The 21,696-nt window shown below is 62.2% G+C and carries 20 protein-coding genes; 12 read left to right on the top strand and 8 right to left on the bottom strand.

Annotated features, from left to right (window positions below; genetic code table 11):
- The first annotated feature begins 26 nt into the window (after positions 1-26).
- The 6 genes from AB8A27_RS15685 to AB8A27_RS15660 all read left to right on the top strand — a co-directional run bounded on the left by AB8A27_RS15685 (position 27) and on the right by AB8A27_RS15660 (position 5,543).
- Positions 27-407: a DUF4189 domain-containing protein gene (locus AB8A27_RS15685; protein ID WP_441242685.1), complete on the top strand. Its 381-nt coding sequence runs from the start codon at positions 27-29 to the stop codon at positions 405-407.
- Between the two features lie 53 nt (positions 408-460).
- Positions 461-1,780: an adenylate/guanylate cyclase domain-containing protein gene (locus AB8A27_RS15680; RefSeq protein ID WP_441242684.1), complete on the top strand. Its 1,320-nt coding sequence runs from the start codon at positions 461-463 to the stop codon at positions 1,778-1,780.
- A 145-nt stretch (positions 1,781-1,925) separates the two neighbouring features.
- Positions 1,926-2,660 carry a TetR/AcrR family transcriptional regulator gene (locus AB8A27_RS15675; RefSeq protein WP_441242683.1) on the top strand — a complete coding sequence of 245 codons (735 nt, stop codon included), beginning with the start codon at positions 1,926-1,928 and terminating at the stop codon, positions 2,658-2,660.
- Positions 2,660-3,445, top strand: a complete 786-nt coding sequence (locus AB8A27_RS15670; protein WP_441244920.1) for an HlyD family secretion protein — start codon at positions 2,660-2,662, stop codon at positions 3,443-3,445. The genes AB8A27_RS15675 and AB8A27_RS15670 overlap by 1 nt, the downstream gene beginning before the upstream one ends.
- A complete protein-coding gene (locus AB8A27_RS15665) occupies positions 3,442-4,386 on the top strand; it encodes an ABC transporter ATP-binding protein (protein WP_441242682.1) in 945 nt (314 codons plus the stop codon). The genes AB8A27_RS15670 and AB8A27_RS15665 overlap by 4 nt, the downstream gene beginning before the upstream one ends.
- Positions 4,383-5,543: an ABC transporter permease gene (locus tag AB8A27_RS15660; protein WP_441242681.1), complete on the top strand. Its 1,161-nt coding sequence runs from the start codon at positions 4,383-4,385 to the stop codon at positions 5,541-5,543. Before AB8A27_RS15665 ends, AB8A27_RS15660 begins: the two co-directional genes overlap by 4 nt.
- A gap of 52 nt (positions 5,544-5,595) precedes the next feature.
- On the opposite strand, the gene bcsS is transcribed toward AB8A27_RS15660, so the two are convergent.
- On the bottom strand, positions 5,596-6,246 hold the full coding sequence (bcsS, locus tag AB8A27_RS15655) for a cellulose biosynthesis protein BcsS (protein ID WP_441242680.1): 651 nt from the start codon (positions 6,244-6,246) through the stop codon (positions 5,596-5,598).
- Between the two features lie 338 nt (positions 6,247-6,584).
- Positions 6,585-7,049, bottom strand: a complete 465-nt coding sequence (locus tag AB8A27_RS15650) for a DUF488 domain-containing protein (RefSeq protein ID WP_441242679.1) — start codon at positions 7,047-7,049, stop codon at positions 6,585-6,587.
- 244 nt (positions 7,050-7,293) lie between these two features.
- Between AB8A27_RS15650 and AB8A27_RS15645 the strand changes: the two genes are divergently transcribed.
- Positions 7,294-8,157 carry a Bug family tripartite tricarboxylate transporter substrate binding protein gene (locus tag AB8A27_RS15645; protein ID WP_441242678.1) on the top strand — a complete coding sequence of 288 codons (864 nt, stop codon included), beginning with the start codon at positions 7,294-7,296 and terminating at the stop codon, positions 8,155-8,157.
- A 16-nt stretch (positions 8,158-8,173) separates the two neighbouring features.
- On the opposite strand, the gene AB8A27_RS15640 is transcribed toward AB8A27_RS15645, so the two are convergent.
- Together AB8A27_RS15640 and AB8A27_RS15635 are read right to left on the bottom strand one after the other, a co-directional pair.
- On the bottom strand, positions 8,174-8,977 hold the full coding sequence (locus tag AB8A27_RS15640) for a DUF72 domain-containing protein (protein WP_441242677.1): 804 nt from the start codon (positions 8,975-8,977) through the stop codon (positions 8,174-8,176).
- 35 nt (positions 8,978-9,012) lie between these two features.
- Positions 9,013-10,320 carry a M20/M25/M40 family metallo-hydrolase gene (locus AB8A27_RS15635; RefSeq protein ID WP_441242676.1) on the bottom strand — a complete coding sequence of 436 codons (1,308 nt, stop codon included), beginning with the start codon at positions 10,318-10,320 and terminating at the stop codon, positions 9,013-9,015.
- 460 nt (positions 10,321-10,780) lie between these two features.
- On the opposite strand from AB8A27_RS15635, the gene AB8A27_RS15630 reads away from it, so the two are divergent.
- Positions 10,781-11,914, top strand: a complete 1,134-nt coding sequence (locus AB8A27_RS15630; protein WP_441242675.1) for a glycosyltransferase — start codon at positions 10,781-10,783, stop codon at positions 11,912-11,914.
- A 7-nt stretch (positions 11,915-11,921) separates the two neighbouring features.
- Positions 11,922-13,430 (top strand): glycosyltransferase family 39 protein, encoded by a 1,509-nt coding sequence (locus tag AB8A27_RS15625; protein WP_441242674.1) that lies wholly within the window; start codon positions 11,922-11,924, stop codon positions 13,428-13,430.
- A 51-nt stretch (positions 13,431-13,481) separates the two neighbouring features.
- Here AB8A27_RS15625 and AB8A27_RS15620 read toward each other — a convergent pair whose 3' ends face one another.
- Positions 13,482-14,858, bottom strand: coding sequence for an outer membrane protein (locus AB8A27_RS15620; protein ID WP_441242673.1), 1,377 nt, complete (start codon positions 14,856-14,858; stop codon positions 13,482-13,484).
- 372 nt (positions 14,859-15,230) lie between these two features.
- Here AB8A27_RS15620 and AB8A27_RS15615 point away from each other — a divergent pair, with 372 nt between their 5' ends.
- Positions 15,231-15,680, top strand: a complete 450-nt coding sequence (locus AB8A27_RS15615) for a helix-turn-helix transcriptional regulator (RefSeq protein ID WP_092146820.1) — start codon at positions 15,231-15,233, stop codon at positions 15,678-15,680.
- Here the strand turns inward: AB8A27_RS15615 and phhA are convergent.
- Entirely contained in the window at positions 15,666-16,553 is an 888-nt protein-coding gene (phhA, locus tag AB8A27_RS15610) for a phenylalanine 4-monooxygenase (RefSeq protein WP_441242672.1), read from the bottom strand. The two genes, AB8A27_RS15615 and phhA, sit on opposite strands and share 15 nt — an antisense overlap.
- 293 nt (positions 16,554-16,846) lie before the next feature.
- Here phhA and AB8A27_RS15605 point away from each other — a divergent pair, with 293 nt between their 5' ends.
- Positions 16,847-17,821 carry a Bug family tripartite tricarboxylate transporter substrate binding protein gene (locus tag AB8A27_RS15605; protein WP_441242671.1) on the top strand — a complete coding sequence of 325 codons (975 nt, stop codon included), beginning with the start codon at positions 16,847-16,849 and terminating at the stop codon, positions 17,819-17,821.
- Between the two features lie 110 nt (positions 17,822-17,931).
- Here the strand turns inward: AB8A27_RS15605 and AB8A27_RS15600 are convergent, their stop codons facing one another.
- Positions 17,932-18,396 carry a carboxymuconolactone decarboxylase family protein gene (locus AB8A27_RS15600; protein WP_441242670.1) on the bottom strand — a complete coding sequence of 155 codons (465 nt, stop codon included), beginning with the start codon at positions 18,394-18,396 and terminating at the stop codon, positions 17,932-17,934.
- A gap of 29 nt (positions 18,397-18,425) precedes the next feature.
- Entirely contained in the window at positions 18,426-18,929 is a 504-nt protein-coding gene (locus tag AB8A27_RS15595; RefSeq protein ID WP_441242669.1) for an RrF2 family transcriptional regulator, read from the bottom strand.
- Positions 18,930-19,109: 180 nt separating this feature from the next.
- Here AB8A27_RS15595 and AB8A27_RS15590 point away from each other — a divergent pair, with 180 nt between their 5' ends.
- A complete protein-coding gene (locus AB8A27_RS15590; protein ID WP_441242668.1) occupies positions 19,110-21,659 on the top strand; it encodes a diguanylate cyclase in 2,550 nt (849 codons plus the stop codon).
- Positions 21,660-21,696: the final 37 nt, after the last annotated feature.

Here is a 21,696-nt window from a genome sequence, read left to right as displayed (position 1 = left end):
CGCGATCGGCCTCGGGGGAGGGGAAATTGTCACTGTTTGTTGCCGCGCGTCGTCGCGCGATTTTCGCCGTTGCCTTGTTGATGAGCTTGGGCGCCATGGATGTGGCTTCAGCCGCTGGTGCCCTCGCCGTAGGCAAGTGCGGTGCCTATGGCCAGGCATTCGACTATCCGGCGCAGGCGGCGGCGGTGGCGGCCGCTAAAAAGCAGTGTAAAGGCGAATGCACGACGGTGACGATGAAGCGCGCCTGCGCGGCCTTCGCCGTCGATATGAAGAATCCCTGCGGCGCGCATGGCTATGCGGTGGCGCCGCGCATTTCCAGCTCGCTGAATCAAGCGACCAAGAAATGCTACGACTACGGTGGTAAGGAATGCGTCATCCGCGCCTGGGCCTGCGACGCCAAGGGCTAGAGCTCCCCGACAAATATCTCGTTCAATGCGCCTGCGGCGGCTAGACTGCTGCAATGATTCAATTTTTCCGGACACTTTTGAAGCCCGCCGACGCCGATCAGTCCGTTCGGGAGTTTCGGAAGGCGCTGAGCCGCGAGATGCTGTTGACCGAGCGGCTGCGGGTCAAGACGGTGATCGCTACCGTGGTGATCGTGACGCTGTCGCTGTCCGTTGCCTATCTGCTGGCGCCGTCGAGCTTCGCGCGCATATCCAATGGCAAGTTCGATCTCGCATCGTCGTTTATGATCACGGTCCCGCTGCTGCTGTTCGAGTTCTTCGTTCTTTATAAGGTCAATCAGCGCATCGCTGCAGGGCAGGATATTGCGCATGGGCGGCGCTATCTGAGTGCGCTCATCGAGACCAGCATTCCGACGGCCGCACTGCATCTCCATATGGGCTGGATGGGGCCGGCGGGGGCGTTGGCATTTGCGGCGCCGTTGTCCTATTTCATCTTCATCATTCTATCCACGCTTCGGCTCGATTTCTGGCTGTCGACGTTTACCGGCTTTGTCGCGGCCGCCCAGATGCTCGCGATGGCCATGCTGTATCATCCGGTGCAATTCGCCTCGGAACCCGCACCGGATTTTGCGTTTCAGCTCATCCGCAGCGCCATGGTCCTGCTCTGCGGTATTCTTGCAGGCGCGGTCGGCTTGCAGCTCCGTCGCCAGTTCGAGGCGAGCATTGCGGCAACTTCGGCGCGCGATCGTGTCACCAATCTGTTCGGTCAGCATGTCTCGCCGCAGGTGGTGGAACAGTTGCTGGCGTCGGGAACGAGCTCCACAACCGAGATGCGTCAGGTCGCGGTGATGTTCGTCGATATCCGTAACTTCACCGCGGCGACCCGTGTGCATTCGCCGCGCCAGGTGGTGGAGAGGCTCGACGCGACGTTTGCATTGCTGGTCGATGTACTGGATCGACATTCCGGGATCGTGAACAAATTTCTCGGTGACGGATTTCTCGCACTGTTCGGAGCGCCCATTGAGGATCCGAATGCGGCGCATTGCGCCGTGCAGGCAGCACGCGAGATGCTCATAGCTGTCGAGAAAAGCAATCAGGGCAGTGAATGGCCGCTGCGTATTGGCATCGGGCTGCATATCGGCACCGTCATTGCCGGCAACGTTGGCTCCCCGCGCCGCAAGGAGTACACAGTCATCGGCGATACCGTGAATTTCGCGGCCCGGCTTGAGGCGCTCAACAAACAGTTCGGCTCGCAATTACTGATCTCTGCTTCCATACGCGACGCCCTGGGCGACACCTGCAGCGATGCGGAGCTGCTCGGCGATGTGCCGATCCGCGGCTATGATCTGCCGCAGGCGATCTGGCGGCTCGGCTGAGCTGCTTCCCGATCAGTTTCTCGAAGAACGGGGCTATGCAACAGCGCCACGCGTGGTCCGGCACCTCACCTAGCCACCAAGCGTGTGGTTGCCGAATCGTTCGAAAGGTCTTGAATATGACTGACTGGTCAGTCATATTATACTAATGAGCACATCCGAACCGAAACCGAAGACGGTGCGATTAGCCCGTGCGGCCACTGGCCGAGGCGGCGTGAAGGGGGCTGTCGCCAAGCCAGCCAGAACGGCAATACCGAAACTTGCCACGTCGAAGCCGCCATCGAAACGCGAAGCCAAAGCGGAGGAGCGGCGGGCGGCGATTATCGCTGCCGGGCTCGACGAATTCGTTGCCCGCGGCTTTGCCGGCACCCGGCTCGACGACGTGGCGAAACGCGCCGGCGTCGCCAAGGGCACGATCTATCTCTACTTCACTGACAAGGAGGCGCTGTTCCAGGAACTGGTGCGCAGCGCGCTCGGCCCGCTGATCAGCCGGATGAGCGCGCCGCCGGTCGCGGGCGGCTCGGCCCGCGCCATGATGGAAGGCTTCGCCGAAAGCTTTGTGCGCGACGTCGTGCAAACCCGGCGCGGCGACATTTTGCGCCTGATCATAGCGGAGGGCGCGCGCTTTCCATCATTGTCGGAATTCTACTACCGCGAAGTGGTGGAACGGGGGATGGCTGGCATGCGGCAAATGATCGAATACGGCATCGCGCGCGGCGAGATTCGCAATCCCGCGCTGCTGCAGTTTCCGCAGCTTCTCGTGGCTCCGGCCATGGTCGCGGTGATCTGGCAAGGGTTGTTTGCCCGGCTGGCGCCGCTCGACGCCATGGCGATGTTGCAGGCTCATATCGATCTGATCTTCGGCGAACGGAGAACGGTATGATGTCGCCGCACAAGACCTGCCGTTTGTTCAGCATACTGGCATTGATGCTGGCCCTTGCCGGTTGCAACGAGCGCAGGGACCCCGGCTATCAGGGCTGGGTCGAGGCCGACATGATCTTTGTTAGCCCTGACGAATCCGGGCGCGTCACCAAACTCAACATTCGCGAAGGCGACGAGGTGCAGGCCGGCGCTCCGCTCTATGCGGTCGACGACGATCTGCAGCAGGCCGATCTCAACCAGAACAACGCCACACTGGCCAACGCAAAACAGACCTTTGATCGCGCCCAGTCGCTCAGTAAGACCGGCTCCGGCACCCAGGCCAATCTAGACGCGGCAGTGTCGGCGCTGCGCGTCGCCGAGGCACGGGTAAACACCTCGCAAACGCGGCTGACGCGGCGCAATGCCTTCGCGCCGATCAGCGGTACCATCCAGCAGATCTATTTCCGAGAGGGCGAGATGGTGCCGGCGCAGCGGCCCGTGCTGTCGATCCTGCCGCCGGGCAATATGAAGATACGCTTTTATGTTCCGGAGACCGACCTGGCCAAGCTCGCCGTCGGCGACGAGGTCCGCGTCGCCTGTGACAACTGCGCGGCGGATCTGACGGCCAAGATCTACTACATCGCGACCACGGCGGAATATACGCCGCCGGTGATCTACAGTCTCGATGAACGCAACAAGCTCGTCTATCTGGTGCAGGCACGGCCCAACAAGCCGGCGAGCGTTCGTGTTGGCCAGCCGGTCAGCGTGTTCGCCCATGCGCCTATTCCCGTGGCGACGTCGCGATGACCGCGGTCTCCATCGCCGCGTCCGACATTGCCATCGAAGTGAAGGGCCTGTCGAAGTCGTTCAACGGCCGCGAGGTGGTGCATGACCTGTCGATGCAGGTGAAGCGCGGTACCATCTACGGCTTCCTCGGTCCCAACGGCTCCGGCAAGACCACCACGATCCGCATGCTGTGTGGCCTGCTGACGCCGGACAGCGGAACGGGCACATGCCTTGGCTTCGATATCCTGCGCGATGCCGACAAGATCAAGCGCCGGGTTGGCTACATGACCCAGCGCTTCAGTCTGTATCAGGATTTGTCCGTGCGCGAAAATCTGGAATTCGTAGCCAGGCTGTATGGCGTGCGCGATCCGCGCAAGGCGGTGCGTGACATGATCGCGCGGCTCGGACTGAGTGGCCGCGAAGAGCAACTCGCTGGGGAATTATCCGGCGGCTGGAAGCAGCGCCTGGCGCTGGGTGCTTGCACGTTGCCGAATCCGCAAGTGCTGTTGCTCGACGAGCCCACCGCGGGCGTCGATCCGAAAGCGCGGCGCGACTTCTGGAACGAAATTCACGCGCTGGCCGCGCAGGGGCTGACTGTGCTGGTCTCGACCCATTACATGGATGAGGCCGAGCGCTGCCATGAGATTGCTTACATCGCCTATGGACATTTGCTGGCGCACGGCACCGTCGAACAGGTGATTGCGGCATCGTCGCTGGCGACCTGGACTGTTACCGGCGCGGATCTCAATGGGCTTGCGGCCGACCTCGCCGACAAGCCCGGCGTCGACATGGTGGCGCCGTTCGGCACCAGCCTACACGTTTCCGGGCGCGATCATGCTGCCCTTGAAGCTACCGTTTCGTCGTATCGCGATCGGTCGGGACAGCACTGGCAGCATGGCGCGCCGTCGCTCGAGGACGTGTTCATCGATCTGATGACGCGCGCCAAGGACAACTTCCAGTGAACGCCGTGGAGGGACCGGACCGGGAGGTCAAAGAACGGCCGTTCGGCTTCTGGCGGCGCTGCTACGCCATGCTGGTGAAAGAGTTCATTCAGCTACGTCGCGACCGGGTCTCATTCGCCATGATCGTGATGCTCCCGGTGATGCAGCTCTTGCTGTTCGGCTATGCCATCAATACCACGCCGCGCCACCTTCCGACTGGGGTGCTGTTGCAGGAGGATAGCGATCTCGGCCGCTCGATTCTCAAGGCGCTGGAGAACACCTCGTATTTTCACTTTACCCACGAGGTGCATTCGGTGGCCGAGTTCGACAGCCTGTTGCTGTCGGGTAAAGTGCTGTTTGGCGTGGAGATCCCGCGCGGCTTCGAGCGAGCGGTGCGGCGTGGCGACCGTCCCGCTTTGCTGGTCGCCGCCGATGCCACCGATCCTGTGGCGGCAGGCTCGGCACTGGGCGCGCTCGGCACCCTCATGCAGACGGCCTTGCAGCACGACCTGTTCGTCGGCGATCCTCCATCGCTGCCGTTCGAGATCCGGGCGCATGCGCGCTACAATCCTGCTGCATCGTCGCGGCTCAATATTGTGCCTGGGTTGGTGGGCACCATCCTGACCATGACGATGCTGATTTTCACCGCGCTGTCGGTAACCCGCGAGATCGAGCGCGGTACCATGGAAAACCTGCTGTCGATGCCGATCACCCCGGTGGAGGTGATGCTAGGCAAGATCGTGCCCTACGTGCTGGTGGGATTCATCCAGGCGACACTGATCATCGGCATCGGTGTCCTGCTGTTCGGCGTGCCGGTGCAGGGTAGCTTGCTGCTGCTGGCGCTGCTGAGCACGCTGTTTATCACCACCAACTTGTCGATCGGCTACACGTTCTCCACCATCGTGCAGAACCAGTTGCAGGCCATGCAGCTGTCGATGATGTTCTTCCTGCCCAGCATCCTTTTGTCCGGCTTCATGTTTCCATTCGCCGGCATGCCGGTATGGGCGCAGTATATCGGCGAGGGCCTGCCGCTGACGCATTATATACGGATCGTCCGCGCCATCATGCTGAAGGGGGCGGCGCTGGAAAATCTCCGCTACGACGCAATCGCGCTGGTTGCGCTGATGCTGCTGGCAATGACCATCGCAGTGAGCCGCTTCCGTCGCACGCTGGATTGAGCGGTTAAGATAAACTGTAGGAGATCCGATATCCTGGGTGATTCAGTCGATGTCAGTTCTCGAAGAATGGCGCGCGAGGCGGTCGCATGACCATGCCGAAGCGCGCATAGACTCCCTGGCGCTCGAAATTGTCCCGCACATGTCCCGCGGCGAACGACCATTCGTAGGAGCCGGTGCGCAAGCCAGTCAGATGGCCGCCGATCCGGGTCTGTTGGCTGAAATAGTCGTTCGACAGTGCGGCCTCCGGGCCGATCCAGAACAAATCGAACAGGCGCCAGCCGGCCGCAATACGCGTGGTATAGCCGGTGTCGATGGTCGTGCCTGAGAGGGCATATTGCAGCATCAGCTCGCGTGTCGGCTCCCACCAGACATCCATCGTGCCCCGCGCGCCGAGCATCGCACGAAGCCGGGAGCGGTGCTGATCGTGGTAGAAATAGTCGGCTTCCATATCGAGGCCAGCCAATAGCTGAACTTCCAGATTGCCGCTTCGGATGAGGTAGCCCGGCAGGATCGCTGCGCGGCTGATCTGGGTGTAGTCGGAGCGCGTGCCTGTCGTATAGCGCTCGAGGTTTTCCGACAGAAAGAAGCGCAGGATGAAGCCATCCTTGTTCAGGCCGGTGGGGGCCCATTGCAGGCCACCATAGGCACCGAGGCTCCAATGCGACGCGTCGACGCCACCGAAATACATCAGACGGTCTGGCATGCCTCCAGAGAGAAAATCGAAGGCGCGCCGTTTTTTGATACGCGTGTCCAACAGAGGCGACCAGAAGCTGGATGAGCCGGATGCCGGCTCGATCGCGGCATCGATCTCGCCGACATCCTGAGCCGAGGCATCCCGAGTTAAAACCAAGCCGCAGGAGTATGCGGCCGCCGCAACGCATAATGCGCGTAACGCCAGTCCCCAACGCATCGAGCCCCCACCCAACGCAACAGAAACACAACCGTAAAATGCAACTTAAGGTAGATTATTCTGTGGATAGGCTGATGTCCAGTGTGGATAACTCGGTGAGGGAGAAATTTTGCTGATGAGCTGCCGCGGCTTCAAAGCTGCGACGGCAGCAGGTTCTGAATCTTGGCGCCTTCGCGCTCCTCGATGATCTCGGCGATCCAGCGCCGATGGCAGTGTTCGTGGTCGCGCTCGTAGCAGAGGATGCAGACCGGTCCGGACTTCGTCACCAGCGCCGCCAGCTCATCCATTTCCTCCCGTGCCTGCGGTGTCTTGAGATGAGCCATATAGATTTTCTCGAGCGCTGCGATCTTGCCGCTGCGTGCAGCTTCGCGGCCGTCTTTGGGCGTGCCCAACCCGCGCAGATGGATGTAACCGATGCCGCGTTCGTCTAGGCCGGCGGCGAGCTGGTTCTTGGAGAAGCCCGGCCGCCGCGACGCGGCGACGGCACGCACATCGACCAGCAGCTTGACGCCGGCATTTTGCAATTCGTCGAGCACCGCTTTCGCGGGCGTCTGCTCGTAACCGACGGTGAAGAGGCGGGGTATCTTGCGGGCCATGTGAGCATCCAGGTGATCGGCAAATGATTGGCACAATGTCGCGGGCAGCCGCGAGGCGTTGCTCCGATCTGCAACATGACACATAGTCAACTCAACAAACTCCGCCAGTTCAATGGCTGATATCACCGGGGGAATAATGGTTCGCATTGTTGGTGCTCTAGGCGTGGTGGCACTCGCGCTTGTATCCCTTCATTCTGCGGTATTGGCGCAAGGCGCATATCCGGATCGTCCGGTTAGGATCATCGTGCCGATTGCCCCCGGCGGCAGCTACGATCTGGTCGGACGGCATCTCGCCGACGCGCTGGCAAAGCGAACGGGGCAGGCGTTCTTCGTGGAGAACAAGCCAGGCGCAGGCACCGTCGTGGGCACGCAGGCTGCGGCCCAGAGCGAGGCAGACGGCTATACGCTGATGGTTGGCGGCCTCTCCAACATGGCCTTCAACTCCGCGCTTTACGCCAAGCTCGCTTATGATCCGCTCAAGGATTTCGTGCCGGTCGCGCTGGTCTACAAGTTTGGCTACGTGATGGTCGGCCGCAAGGATCTGCCGCAGCAGTCGCCGAAGGAGATCGTTGCTGCCGCGTTGGACAAGCCGGGGTCGATCACCGTGGCGACTGCCGGCGTCGGGACCGGCCAGCAACTGGTGGCCGCGGCCTTCATGAGGTCTGCCGGCGTCAAGCTGCAGGAGGTGCCTTACAGGGGATCTCCGCCTGCTTTCGCCGATCTGCTGGCAGGCCGCATCGACCTGTTCTTCGACTCGATCGCTGCGGGGCTGCCTTATGTGCAGACGGGGCAGGTGAGGGGCATCGCGGTCCTGTCGTCGAAGCGGAGTCCGCTGGCGCCTGACGTTCCGACCATGGCTGAGGCGGGCGTGCCGGGTCTCGATGTGGATTCATGGCTGGGCATTTTCGTGCCGGCCAAAACGCCGCCTGCGGTGATCGCCAAACTCCGTCAGGATATTCGGGCGGTGTTGCCCGATCTGAAGGAGCGCTTCGAGAAGAGCGGCGGTGAGCCGTGGGATATGCCCGACGACAAGCTCGACGCCTTCATCGCCTCCGAACACGCGACCTGGACGAAATTGATCCGCGAGGCCGGCATCAAGCTGGATTGAGTAGCGCCCGCGGGCGTTACTTTACACGTTCGATCAGCGCCATCGCGCCGTGCGGTGCGCGCACCTTGGCCTCGTGAATCACGTAGGCAAACACGTCGCGCGGCTGCTTCTTCACTTTGCCATCGCCGACACGTGGCAGGTCGCCGGGCTCGCCGCCGCTAGCCCAATCCTGAAAGCGCTTGACCCAGGCATCAAGCGCCTTGGGCGGATAGGCGGTCGGGATCGAATCCTCGCCCTTCTGGAGGCGCAGATAAACGAAGTCCGCGGTGACATCAGCGATCGCCGGATAGGTCGCGTGTTCGGAGAACACCACGGGGATCTTGTGCTCGCGCAGCAGGGCGATGAAAGCCGGCGTGCAGAAACTGTTATGCCGCACCTCGACCACGTGGCGCAGGGCGCGGCCATCCAGTTCGCGTGGCAGCAGTTCGAGGAAGCCGCCGAAATCGGCCTCGTCGAATTTCTTGGTCGGCATGAACTGCCACAGCACCGGGCCAAGCTTGTCGCCGAGTTCGAGCACGCCGGAATCATAAAAGCGCTTCACGCTGTCGCCTGCTTCTGCAAGCACCTTGCGGTTGGTGGCGAAGCGCGGGCCCTTCAGCGAGAACACGAAATCATCCGGCACCTCGCTCGCCCATTTGCGAAAGCTCTCTGGCTTCTGCGAGCCATAATAGGTGCCGTTGATCTCGATGGATGTCAGCTTGGAGGCGGCGTAGCTAAGCTCCTTCGCCTGGGTCAGCTTTTCCGGGTAAAATGTCCCGCGCCACGGCTCGAAGGTCCAGCCGCCGATGCCGATACGGATTTGTCCGGATTTCGCAACCATTGTGAGGCCGATCCTTTCAGTATTCGCCTTGTTATTCAGTGCCGCGCCGGCAGCACCGGCTTGGTCACGCCCTCGACGCCGGTCAGCACCAGCATCGTCAGCAGTGCATTTTGCGGCCCGATATACGCATCCACGGGCTTGTACCATTCGTTGCGGGAGTGCCAGTTACCGCCCTGGCCGCCGCCGCCGATGGTCACCGCAGGAATGCCGAGCGACATCGCGAGATTGGAGTCCGTGCTGGAACCGGCAAAGGTGACATGGGGCGCGCGGGTCAGCGCGGTCACGGCGCGCGCGGTCGCCTGCACGAGGGGAGAGTCTTCTGCGACAACGCCCGCCGGGCGGTCGCCAATCAGTTTGATCTCGACAGTGATCTTGTGCGATCCCCAGCGCTTGTTTTCTTCACCTACTGCGTCCTTCACCTGATCGAGAAGTCTCGCTTCGAGTTTCAACAGTTCTTCGGTCGAATTCGATCGCATGTCGATCGTCATGCGTGCTTCGGCAGCGATGGCGTTGACGGATGTGCCGCCACTCACCGTTCCGACCGTGAAGGTGGTTTTCGGATCTGCGGGTGTCTGCAGTTCCGAGATTTTCGCGACTGCGCGGCCCAGCGCGTGGGTCGCGCTCGGTAAGCCGAATTCCTGAAAACTGTGACCGCCCGGACCCTTGAAAATCATCTCGTAGCGGTGGCTTCCCGTTCCCTGGTTGACGATCCGCGTGACGCCGAGCCCATCAATCGAGATGAAGCCATCGATGTCCTTGTTGCCGCGAAACAGGGCTTTGACGCCGCGCAGATTGCCCAGCTCTTCTTCGCCGACGCTGGCGACGAACATGACGTCCCCGACCGTCGCGATCTGCTGCGTGTTGAGGGTCTGCATCAAAGACAACAGGGCCGCGAGCCCGCGGGCATCGTCGCCGATCCCCGGCGCCAGATAGACGCCGTCCTTTTCCTTCACCGTGACGTCGGTCCCCTCGGGAAAGACCGTGTCCTGATGTGCGGAGATGACCAGCTTCGGCGTTCCCCGAGTGCCCTTGCGCCGGGCGATCACATTGCCCTCGGCGTCGATCACGGCGTCCTTGAAGCCCAGCTCCTGAAACCGTGACAGAATGTAGTTGCCGCGCACATTCTCCTTGAACGGAGGCGCGGGAATTTCGGTGATCCGGATCTGCTCTTTCAGGGCGCGGGCGTCGTCGGCCTTGATGGCATCGAGCGCAGCCATGACGCGCGAATCGGACAGCAGCGTCGTTGTGACGGTATCAATTGTCTGCGCGATGACATGGCTGCTGCCGAAGGATGCCAGCGTCAGCGATACAGCGAATAAGCATGGTCCGAGCGAGCGTCGCATGGCATCTCCGGTTATCACGCGCGGAGACGATTGTGGCGCGGTTCAGGCGGGGCTTCCGCCTCGAGAAAACCGCGCGAACGCGCCGCTGTTGACCGGAACAAGGTAATGGGCACCTGCAAGACTGGCTATAGCTCGCCAGTAACAGAATGGTGCCGGGATGCGGTGTTCGCGGCCGGAATGTGGCGTTGAAGCAGTCCCGGGAGCACCCCTTGCGGAATGTCCCCAGCGTCCCTATCTTGTTTCCAACGGCGACGTTGATGCTTCATAGCTCCGGCGTCGGGACGACCTTGAATAACGCGGTGCGCCGGATGTACGTGCGCCTGTTGTTCGGGGTCGTTGGCATTTTGGGGCCACTTTTGGCCGTTTTCCCCCTCTGATGGCTTGTTCCGGCGCCTGTTAAGGCCTCGCTGTTCCTTGTCTGTCTTGGCATGGTCCGGCGCGGCAGATATATGCTGGCGCCATGAACGAAGCCATCAGACCGGGGCCCGGACAGATATTGCAGGCGGGCGCTCCGCTGCAGCTGTCCGTCGTCGTCCCCACTTTCAACGAGCGCGGCAATGTCGCCACCTTGGTGCAGCGGCTGGACGCGGCGCTGGTCGGCATTTCCTGGGAAGTCATTTTCGTCGACGACAATTCGCCGGACGGCACGGCCGACGCGGTACGCGAATTGGCGCGCGCCGACTCGCGCGTCCGCTGTATCCGGCGCATCGGCCGGCGTGGCCTGTCCGGCGCCTGCATCGAGGGCATGTTGGCCTCCAGCGCGCCCTGTGCGGCAGTGATCGACGGAGACTTGCAGCACGACGAGACCCAGCTCGGCAAGATGCTCGGTCTGATCGAAAGCGGCGCCGCCGAACTGGTGATCGGCAGCCGCTATATCGAGGGCGGCAGCGCCGACAGTTTCAACCAGCAGCGGCTTGGCGCCAGCAAATTCGCGACCGCTGTGGCGCAGCGGGTGCTGAAGGTCGAGATCGCCGATCCGATGAGCGGCTTCTTCATGATCCGCCGCGATCGCTTTGAACAACTGGCACCGAGACTCTCCACTCAGGGCTTCAAAATTCTGCTCGATGTCGTGGCGACGGCCGGGGGCGACCTGCGCGTCATCGAAGTGCCCTACACGTTCGGCTCGCGCCTGCATGGCGAGAGCAAGCTCGACTCCATGGTGGCGCTGGATTTCCTGGGCCTCGTGCTGGCGAAGCTGACCAACGACACCGTGTCGCTGCGCTTCCTGCTGTTCGCGCTGGTCGGCTCGATCGGCCTGTTCGTGCATTTCGCTGTGCTGTTCGTCACACTTGAAGTCTTCGATCCGCCATTCGCGGAGGCGCAGGCCATCGCCGCGCTCTGTGCCATGACCAGCAACTTTCTGCTCAACAATTTCCTGACCTATCGCGACCAGCGCCTGAAGGGCTTCGGCATCCTGCGCGGTCTGTTGATCTTCTACGTGGTCTGTAGCGTGGGTCTGCTCGCCAATGTCGGCGTGGCTTGGTCGGTCTTCGATCAGGAGCCGATCTGGTGGCTGGCGGGCGCTGCCGGCGCGCTGATGGGCGTGGTCTGGAACTACGCAATGTCTGGCCTGTTCGTCTGGCGGAAACGGTAACCGCGAGATGACCGCGCAGGAACTGCGGCTGGTTCGCGGCACCGCGGCTGTCGTCATCGGCCTGGTGCTGCTGCGGCTCGCGGCGGCCGCCTGGACGCCGTTGACCTTCGACGAAGCCTACTACTGGATGTGGTCAAAACATCTGGCCGGCGGCTATTACGACCACCCGCCGATGGTCGCGGTGGTGATCCGGCTCGGCACCATGATCGGGGGCGATACCGAATTTGGTGTACGCGTGTTCTCGGTGCTGCTGGCGCTGCCGATGAGCTGGGCGGTGTATCGCACGGCCGAACTGCTGTTCGGCGGTCAGCGGGTGGCGACGACGGCGGTGATTCTGCTCAACGCGACCATGATCACGTCGGTCGGGTTGATGATTGTCACGCCGGACGCGCCGGTGCTGGTCGCATCAAGCTTCGTATTGCTGACGCTCGCCCAGGTGCTGGCGACGGGGCAGGGGGCGTGGTGGCTCGCGGTAGGCTTGGCCGTCGGCGTAGCGCTGTTGTCGAAATATACCGCGCTGTTTTTCGGGCCGGCGATTCTGATCTGGCTCGTCGCTGTGCCGAAGATGCGGCGCTGGCTGATCTCGCCATGGCCCTATCTCGGCGGTCTCGTCGCGCTCGCGGTGTTCTCGCCGGTGCTGTTCTGGAATGCCGAACACGGCTGGGTATCCTTCATCAAGCAGCTCGGACGTGCCCGGATCGACCACTTCAATCCGGCCTTCATCGCTGAACTGATCCCGACCCAATTCGCCTTCGCCACACCGCTGGTGTTCATTCTTGGCATGATGGGTCTCTATGCCCTGGCCGTTCGCAAGCCCGGAGCGTGGCCGGCGCGGGTGCTGTTGAATGCGATGTTCTGGGTCATCGTGCTGTATTTCGGCTGGCATGCGCTGCACAGTCGCGTCGAGGCCAACTGGTTCGCGCCGGTCTATCCGACGCTGGCCATCATTGCTGCCGTCGCGGCAACTATCGTGCAATGGAAGCCGCGCGAGCAGCGCACGGTGGATTTCTGCCTGCGCTGGGCGGGGCCGACCGGCGTCGTGATGTTCACAGCACTGGTGGTGCAGGCCAATACGGGCCTGCTGTCCGGCTACAAGCGTGACGCGACAGTACGCAGCATCGGCGTGGGCTTCGTCGAACTGGCGGCCGAGATCGAAGCCATTCGTGCCCGTGTCGGGGCTACATGCGTGGTGGCGCCCGATTACGGCACCACAGGCTGGCTGGCCTTCTATCTGCCGAAGGGGACCTGCGTCTTCCAGCGCACCCAGCGCATTCGCTGGGTGAACATGCCGGAGCCTAGTGCAGAGCAGTTGTCCGGCAAGCTTCTGCTGGTGGGTGAGCAAAATGCTGCGACCAATCCGGAATGGCGGGCGGCTTTTGCGAATATCGAGAAAGTGGCTGACCTCAAGCGCAAACGCGGCCCGCTGGTCGTGGAGAATGTCGAGCTGAACCTGCTGGAAGGCGCGAAAGGCGACGTGCTTGATCGATCGCCGCCACCCGAGATGTTGCCGCGCTAGGAGGCGCGACCACCATGCGCGTGATGGCGCGATGGTGGCCGGCTGCGGCGCTTACGGCGCAAAGTGATAGTTCACGCCGATCTTGCCGAGCTGCATGGTCTGCGCAATATCGGCATTCAGATAATAAGAACCGACTAGCGGAGGGGCATTGATCACGCCTTCGAGGCTCGCTTTGTCATGGCCAAAGCCGATGTAGTTGTACTCCGCCTTGACGGACCAGTTTGGTGCGAAGGCGTATTCCACGCCGGCACCGACCACGTAACCGGTGTGAAGGCGGGATCCGTCGAGATTTGCATATTGCGGGCCCGCCGACAGTGATATGGCGTGACGATCCTCGGCGACGGCGACACCGCCCTTGAGATAGGTCAGCCAACGCTCGTTGGTCACCATGCCGATACGTGCGGTGGCCATTGCAAGCCATTCGGTGCGCGAGCGCACGTCGAGATTGTTATCAAGGTTGGTGCGGGTGCCGCCGCCGATATCGCCGCCGACCAGTTCGCCTTCGACGCCCATGACGATCACGCCGAGCTGCACATTGGCGCCAATCTGGCCGCCGCCGAAGCCACCGGTCATCGAGAACTTCCCATCGGGCGTGTAGTCGCGCCAGTCGCCGCGTCCCGATCCGTAGCCAGCCTGGGCACCGAGATAGAGCCCGGTCCAGTCGAATCCTGACTGTGCGTATTGCAGCGGCGGGATCGGCTTGGCCTCATTCGGAGCACCGAACTGATAGTTCGCGCCGATCTTGATGAGATGCAGCGTCTGCTTGGTCGACGCCGTGGAGACGACCGGCCCGGTGGAGGCCCGCGTGCCGTTAAAGTCGAAGTCGTGGTCGGGGAAGCTGATGAAATCATACTCGCCGCGCAGCGACCAGTTGTTGGCGAGGGCGTATTCCATGCCGGTGCCGACGACCCAACCCCGCCGCGTCTCGCTGCCGGACAGTGTGATCCTGTCCGGCCCCGGCACCGAAACCTGGACGTCGTAGCCGTGATCTTCATTGGCCCAGGCGAAGCCGCCCTTGGCGTAAGTGAGCCAGCGGCCATTGGCGAAGCCAACGCGTCCGGTCACGGTCGATAGCCAGTTGATCTGCGACGTCTGGGTCAGGGTGGCCTGGTTCAGGACGCTCACCGTGCGATCGCCCTTGATCCCGCTAAAGCTGATGTCGGCTTCGATGCCGAGCAGCAGGTTGCCGATCTGTTGATTGTAGCCGGCCTGAATGCCGCCCAGCGCGCCGTCGGTCCGGATATTCAGGATCTGCAATTCGGTGCTTCCGAGGCCGTAGCCGGCATGAACGCCGGCATAAAAGCCGGTCCAGTTATAGGCAGGATCGATGGCGGGGGCCTTGGTATAGGCGCGAGCCGGCACGTCTGCGGCGAGGGCGGCATTGCCGAGGCTGAGGATGCCGATGGTGCCGATGAGAAGCTTTTTCATGTCGTTTCCTTGCAGGTGCGCTGGCGGCCTTCGAGGAATCGGGGCCGCTTCGCGCGTCATTTCGGCAGCGACCATGTATAAAAATACCGCTCTCGTCGTGGTCCTACGCGCTTCCTTTGTGCAGGATCGCGTGCTCGACGTCGTATTGTGAGCGGCTGTCGCCGCTCGGTCTCACCTGGAAGTACTACTGGGGAGCGCGATTATGGGACCACACGGCGACCACCGGCCAACGCCTTGCCGGTCACCACCGGGGACGCAATGCAACTGCGATGGTTTCGAAATATGATAAATTATCGTCGTCGACGTTGAACCAAAGTCAGGGGTCCGGACGACCTATCTCCGCACACATTGAAATGGGCGGTGATTGGGAACATGGAAAACACAAATCTCGCATTCAGCAGCCACTCCGACTTTGGATCCGATCGTGCCAAGGTGCACAGCATCGAAAAGCCGGACCCCGTGAACCTCACCGAGGTCGGCGGCCTGCGCGGAGCGCGGATCGCCAGCGTGATCAGTCAGATCAATGAGAGCTTTGCTGACCAGCAGTTCTCAACCCGGGTGGTCGCCGAGAAGCTCGGCCTGTCCGTCCGCTACGTCCAGGACCTGCTGCAGGGCTCCGGCCTCAGCATCACCGATCGCATCATGGAGCTCCGGCTTGAAAAGGCCCGCAGCATGCTGACCGGTGATCGGCAGTGCAGCCTGAAGATCAGCGAAGTCGCGGCCGCCTGCGGCTTCAACGAACTATCCTATTTCCACCGCAGCTTCCGTCGCCGCTTCGGCGCGTCGCCGGCCAAATTCCGCATCCAGTCAATGAATGGCTGACGCGCGCTTGCGCTTGAAATAGTCCAGCGTCCCGCGGCTGATGACGCGATCCTCAGGGGTCACTTCGTCGGCCGCGATGTCGTCTGCCTTGGCCAGGCGGGCATAGAGTGCGCCGAAATCCTGATAGCTGTCCTGCAGCAGCTTCTCGAAGCTCTCGATGACAAAATAGCTCTGCTGGAAATCATCGATGATGTAGTTCGTCCGCATCACGCGTTCGAGGTCGAACGTGATCCGGTTCGGCGAGGCGTCTTCCAGCGCGAAGACGGACTCTGTTGCTGACGACAGAATACCGGCGCCGAAGATGCGCAGCCCGTTCGCGCTGTTCATCAGTCCAAACTCCACCGTGTACCAGTACAATCGTGCCAGGTTTTTCAACTGGCCGAGCGCCATCGCACGCTGGCCGCCTTTTCCATAGGCCTCCATGAAGTCGGCATAGACCGGGTTCGCCAATAGCGGAACGTGGCCGAAGACGTCGTGGAAGATGTCGGGCTCCTGCAGGTAGTCCATTTCGTGTTCGGGGCGGATGAAGGCGCCGGCCGGGAAGCGCCGATTGGCAAGATGATCGAAGAAGATCTCGTCGGGCACCAGTTCGGCGACCGGCACGACCTGCCAGCCCGTCAGCGGCTTGAGACGTGAACTCAGTTTCTCCAGATCGGGAATGCCGGATTCGGACAGCTGCAGCGTGTTCAGCGCAGCGAGGTATTCGTTGCAAGCCCGGCCTTTAAGGACGGTCTGCGCGCGGGCGAACAGGCGGTCCCAGCGATCATGCTCGGCGGCGGAATAGGAGCCCCAGTCCTGGTCCAGCGTGAAGTCCGGGCGTTTCGGGGCGCTGAGATAGCGGCTCTTTTCGGTCGAATGGTTCAGCTCGGTCATGACGCCCTCCGACTTCGATGTTTCAATCAAAACATAAGGCGCCGCCGTCAAATAGTTCAGTCAAGAGAAGCAACTTCTCACAAGGACTTGTTCGGCGACAGCAATCCACCATCCTCTGCATTGCATTTGCAAAGCCGTTTCCTTGTCGGAACCCCGTCTCGATGACATTTTCAGTGGCAACAAACGTGCTCCCACATCGCTGAAATGATTGCGAAATCTCGGCGAAACCTCGCGGGAGGCACGGCAGAACACTCTCATCATCGATGATAAGGAATACGACCGTGCGGTCCGTCATGTCTTCTCGCTTCCTCTCAGGCGCTTTCGCGGCAGTGCTGCTGGTCTCCGGTGCGACGGGAGCCCTCGCTGACAACTGGCCGAGCCGGACGATCAAGCTGATCGTTCCGTTTCCGCCGGGCGGCGCTGCGGACATCACGGCGCGCGTCTATGCCGACAAGCTCGGCGAGGCGCTGAAGCAGACCATCGTGGTCGAGAACAAGGCTGGTGCCGGTACGGCTATTGCTGCCGACGCTGTCGCCAAGGCCGATCCCGACGGTTACACGCTGTCGCTGGCGCCGGCAGGGCAGCTGACAATCCTGCCGCACATCAACAAGACCATCACGTTCGATCCGATCAAGAGCTTCACGCCGGTCTCGTTGCTGACCTCGGTGCCTTACGTGCTCGCGGCCAGCCCCGATACGCCGGTGTCGAGCGTCAAGGAGCTCGTCGCTGCGGCCAAACGTGAGCCCGGCAAATTCACCTACTCGTCGTGCGGACCCGGCACGCTCTGCCATCTGAGCGGCGAGCTGTTCAAGAGCCTGACCGAGACGGATCTGCTTCATGTGCCGTTCAAGGGCAGCGCTCCCGCTGTGAATGCGCTGCTCGGAAATCAGGTGAACCTGTCTTTCGATACGCTGACGGTGCTCGCGCCCCAGATCCGGGATGGCAAAGTCAAGGGTCTCGTGGTCACCAGCCGCGAGCGCTCGGCGCAGCTTCCCGATGTACCGACGCCGGCGGAAGCAGGCGTGTCTGATTTCGTCGTCGACTCCTGGTTCGGCCTCGTCGTGCCTGCAGGGACGCCTGATGCCATTGTCGATCGCCTGAACGCCGAAGTGGTGCGCATCGGCGCTCTGCCGGATGTGCGCGATCGTCTTGAAAAGCAGGGCCTCAGCATCACGACCTCGACGCCTCAGGCTTTCGCCAAGACGATTAAGGACGATTACGCCCGCTGGGGACGCGTCGTCGATGCGTCAGGCGCGAAACTCTTCTGATCGCTCCACGACACCGCCCGACGCCTTGGGCGGGCAGACAGACATCAAGAAGGCCGGGTTGAAGTTTCAACCCGGCCTTCTGCTTGTTCATGACCTGCCGCGATGTGCGTTCAGGCGGCGGCCTTCGGCTTGTCCACGGGATGCGGGAGCCGGAAGCCGACGGCGAGGCGATTCCAGACATTGATGGCGGCGATCGCCGTTGTGATCTTGAAGCACTCCTCTTCGGAGAAATGCGCCCGCAATCCTTCATAGTCCGCGTCGGGAGCGCGAGTATGCGCAATCAGCGTAATCGCATCTACCCAGGCGAGCAAAGCGCGCTCGCGCGGCGTGTAGACCGTGGCCTCGTGCCAGACCGACATCATGTTGATCCACTGTTCGCTGAGGCCGTCGTGGCGGGATTCCTTCACATGCATGTCGACGCAAAAGGCGCAGCCATTGATGATCGATGCACGCAGCTTGATGAGGTGGATGATTGCAGGCTCGAGGCCGCTCTCCTTGACGACATAACTATCGAGGGCGGCGACGGCTTTGTAGGCATCGGGGGCGGCTTTGGCGAAGTTGAGACGGGCTTGCATGGTCTTCTCCTTATGTGCGGTTTCAGGTTTCAGTTGGCGTTACGGCGTCGTTCGTTGAGTTCAAGGAAGGCGCAGCCACGGGCGGCAATGGCGCCGTCGGTGTCCTTGGCGCGGAGATCGCCGAGCACGTCGGCGATGCTCACCTTGGCCAGTTCGTCGCGATAGACGCGTTCGGCTCGTAGCATCGCGGCATTGATGCCGCAGGGCGCTGTGGGTTTGCCGGGCAGGGGATTGGGGCCGCGCTGGCGGATTTCACTGCAGCGGAAGGCCGGGGCATCGCCCTCAACGGCGAGGACGACATCGAGCAGGGTGATCTGGTCCGGCGTCCGGGCAAGGCGATAGCCGCCGGTCGGGCCGGGCTGCGCGATGAGCAGGCCGGCGCCCGAAAGCGCCTGCAGGTGTTTCAGGAGATAGCTGGTGGACACGCCATGGAACTCGGCGAGGGCGCCGGCGGACAACACGCCGTTCGGTTGCAGGCCTGCGAGCATCGCCACGCTGTGGATCGCCTGCTCAACCCCGTCGCTCATCTTCATGGCTTTGTTCCATCTCTATCGTGGATAATAATTATCCGCGATTAAGGATGTCGTCAAGTGTGCGTGACTGAGGTGGCTCGCAGGTGGGCAGTGCAACAGAATCTAAATCCCGATGTCGGTATGACGCACCAAGGTACTTTGATCCGAAGCCGGGGGCCGGGTCAGTTCAGGGAACTCGACATGGCATTGCGTGACTTGCTGGCGCCACAGGCGCGGCGGACGACTTTCGTTGCAGTAGCCATTCTCGGAGCCGGCCTCGCCGCGACATTCGCCATTCGCGAATTTTCGGAACGCCTGATCGCGGCCGATATGCAGCGTCGCTTTGCTGCCGACGCGGTCGATATTTCCAATGCGATCAGCGAACGGCTGCGCACCCACGCCGAAGTATTGGTCAGCATGCAGGGCTTGTACGCCTCGATCGGCCGTGTCGATCGTGCCCAGTTCCGTCGCTACATCGATGTGCTCGATCTCGGCCGCCGCTATCCCGGCTTCCAGGCCTTGCAGTCGCTGCGTCATGTGACACCGGACCAACTCGATGCCTTCGTTGCCGAAGTTCGTGCCGACAAGAGCATCGAGCATTCCGGACAGCCGGATTTCGCCGTGCGTCCGCCGGGGCCGCGATCAATCTACAACATTGTCGAATTCGTCGAGCCGATGCGTGGGAACGAAAGCGCGCTGGGCTTCGATGCCGGTGCCAATCCTGCGCAGCTGGATTCGCTGCGGCGTTCGGCGGAGACCGGCCGGATTGTCGCGACGCCGCCGGTCAAGCTGGTACAGGACACCTCGGGCGGACTCGGCTTCATCATCCGCGCGCCGATCTACCGGGCCGGCGAACCCACGCAGACTGTCTCGCAGCGAAACGCGGCGCTCCACGGTTTCGTTGCATCGGTCTATCGTACCAATGACCTGATGCGCGGCATCCTCGATCCGCGCACGCTGCAGCAGATGCATATCCAGGTGGTTGATCGCGGTTATGCCAAGCCGACGCAGGAAGGCGTCATGATTGGCGAGCCGGAAGATGCGACCATCACTCCGACCCTCATGTATGACAGCCTTGAGCCCAATCTCGGTCTCGTCACGCAGATGGTGATGTCGGCAGGGATCTCGGCGGATCGTTCGCTGGTTGTCGGCGAGCGCGTCTGGCGCGTGCTGTTCACCGCCAATCCCGGCTCGGCCTACGAGGTCAGCCATACGGTGCCAAATGTCGTGCTCGCCAGCGGCAGCGCCATCAGCCTCCTGATGATGCTGCTCGCGGTGATCACGATGAGGTCGCGCCGGTTGTCCGGCAATCTCAGCACGCTCGATGCCGAGCAGCGCGCGCTGGTCGACAATCCGCTGGCAGGCATCCTGTTCACGGCCGGCCATCGCATCCTGCGCGGCAATCGCCGGATCGCCGAACTCTGCGGCCGCAGCTCCGATACGCTTCCCGGCAACACGATCGATGACCTCGTTGCGACGAAGGCGGACGGGGAGGCGTTCGATGCCGCGTTGAATCGCATTCGTGACAGCGCCATGGCGACGGAAGTCGAACTGCATCTGCGCCGCAGCGACGGCTCCACGTTGCTGGTCGATGCCTATGGCAAGCCGCTGGCTACCGGCGATATCCTCTGGGTGATCCAGGACAAGACCGACGCACTCGCTGTCGAAGCGGAGCGGCGCGCCCATGCGCAGGCCATGGAGGAGGCCAACGAACGGCTGACGACCTCGCTGCAGCTGGCGGAAATTCGCGCCAAGGAAATCGTCCTGCTCACTGAACTTTCGGGTGTGCTGCAGTCGTGTCAGTCGCGCGAAGAGATTTTTGCGGCGGTTCAGACCTATGCAGGCTACCTGTTCACGGAGGAGGCAGGCGCACTGTACTATCTGAATAACGCGCGCAACGCAGTTCAGCGCGGCGCCCATTGGGGCGCACTTCAGGCCGATGCGGTGTCGTTTCCGGTCGATGACTGCTGGGCGCTGCGTCGTGGCACGACATTCCCGATTTCAGAGGCGAGTCAGGGACTGGTCTGCAATCATGCCGGTCCGTGCGGTGTCACCGGTACGGGTTTCATTTGTCAGCCGCTGATCGCACAGAACAACCTGCTTGGTCTGCTGTACCGCGAGCACACGTCAGTGTTCGGTGAGGGAGCGGATCAGTTGGCGACGATGCTGGCCGAACAGGTGTCGCTGGCGATGGCCAATCTCGAACTCCGCGAACTGCTGCGTCAGCAGGCGGTGCGCGATCCGCTGACGGACCTCCATAACCGCCGCTACCTCGAAGATGCCCTGGTGCGCGAGACCGCGCGCAGCCATCAGGACGGCAAGCCGCTGGCGCTGGCGATGCTCGACATCGATCACTTCAAGGGCATCAATGACAGCCACGGTCACGAGGCGGGCGATGCCGTGCTGCGCGGCCTCGGCAAGATATTGCGCGAGACGACACGCGCCTCGGATATCATCGGCCGTTTCGGCGGCGAGGAGTTCCTGATGCTGATGCCGGGCGTCACGGCCGAGGTTGCGGCCCAGCGGGCACAGCAGGTGCTCGATGCCGTGCATCGCATGCAGGTGACGCTACCATCGGCAGTGCTCGATGGCGTCACGCTGTCGATCGGTCTGGCAGTGATGCCGGTGCACGTCGCCAAGGGCGACGACCTGCTCGCGGCCGCCGACGCCGCGCTTTACGAAGCCAAACGCGAGGGTCGTAACCGCGTCGTGGTCAGTCACCGCCGTGCGAAGGCCGATACTGCGGCTTGAGCGCATGGGTCGTTACGAGATGGGTAAAACGTCGGCG

The sequence above is a fragment of the Tardiphaga sp. 768_D3_N2_1 genome, from assembly GCF_052076105.1.
In the GTDB taxonomy this organism is placed as follows: domain Bacteria; phylum Pseudomonadota; class Alphaproteobacteria; order Rhizobiales; family Xanthobacteraceae; genus Tardiphaga.
Note: the sequence above shows the minus strand (reverse complement) of the source record. Positions and strands in the feature narration are given on the sequence as shown.

Excerpts from the sequence above, each read along its gene's own strand:
- AB8A27_RS15680 (WP_441242684.1), top strand. The coding sequence starts at position 461 with ATGATTCAATTTTTCCGGACACTTTTGAAGCCCGCCGACGCCGATCAG.
- AB8A27_RS15675 (WP_441242683.1), top strand. The coding sequence starts at position 1,926 with ATGAGCACATCCGAACCGAAACCGAAGACGGTGCGATTAGCCCGTGCG.
- AB8A27_RS15670 (WP_441244920.1), top strand. The coding sequence starts at position 2,660 with ATGTCGCCGCACAAGACCTGCCGTTTGTTCAGCATACTGGCATTGATG.
- AB8A27_RS15665 (WP_441242682.1), top strand. The coding sequence starts at position 3,442 with ATGACCGCGGTCTCCATCGCCGCGTCCGACATTGCCATCGAAGTGAAG.
- bcsS (WP_441242680.1), bottom strand. The coding sequence starts at position 6,246 with ATGCCAGACCGTCTGATGTATTTCGGTGGCGTCGACGCGTCGCATTGG.
- AB8A27_RS15650 (WP_441242679.1), bottom strand. The coding sequence starts at position 7,049 with ATGGCCCGCAAGATACCCCGCCTCTTCACCGTCGGTTACGAGCAGACG.
- AB8A27_RS15640 (WP_441242677.1), bottom strand. The coding sequence starts at position 8,977 with ATGGTTGCGAAATCCGGACAAATCCGTATCGGCATCGGCGGCTGGACC.
- AB8A27_RS15635 (WP_441242676.1), bottom strand. The coding sequence starts at position 10,320 with ATGCGACGCTCGCTCGGACCATGCTTATTCGCTGTATCGCTGACGCTG.
- AB8A27_RS15630 (WP_441242675.1), top strand. The coding sequence starts at position 10,781 with ATGAACGAAGCCATCAGACCGGGGCCCGGACAGATATTGCAGGCGGGC.
- AB8A27_RS15625 (WP_441242674.1), top strand. The coding sequence starts at position 11,922 with ATGACCGCGCAGGAACTGCGGCTGGTTCGCGGCACCGCGGCTGTCGTC.
- AB8A27_RS15620 (WP_441242673.1), bottom strand. The coding sequence starts at position 14,858 with ATGAAAAAGCTTCTCATCGGCACCATCGGCATCCTCAGCCTCGGCAAT.
- AB8A27_RS15615 (WP_092146820.1), top strand. The coding sequence starts at position 15,231 with ATGGAAAACACAAATCTCGCATTCAGCAGCCACTCCGACTTTGGATCC.
- phhA (WP_441242672.1), bottom strand. The coding sequence starts at position 16,553 with ATGACCGAGCTGAACCATTCGACCGAAAAGAGCCGCTATCTCAGCGCC.
- AB8A27_RS15605 (WP_441242671.1), top strand. The coding sequence starts at position 16,847 with ATGTCTTCTCGCTTCCTCTCAGGCGCTTTCGCGGCAGTGCTGCTGGTC.
- AB8A27_RS15600 (WP_441242670.1), bottom strand. The coding sequence starts at position 18,396 with ATGCAAGCCCGTCTCAACTTCGCCAAAGCCGCCCCCGATGCCTACAAA.
- AB8A27_RS15595 (WP_441242669.1), bottom strand. The coding sequence starts at position 18,929 with ATGAAGATGAGCGACGGGGTTGAGCAGGCGATCCACAGCGTGGCGATG.
- AB8A27_RS15590 (WP_441242668.1), top strand. The coding sequence starts at position 19,110 with ATGGCATTGCGTGACTTGCTGGCGCCACAGGCGCGGCGGACGACTTTC.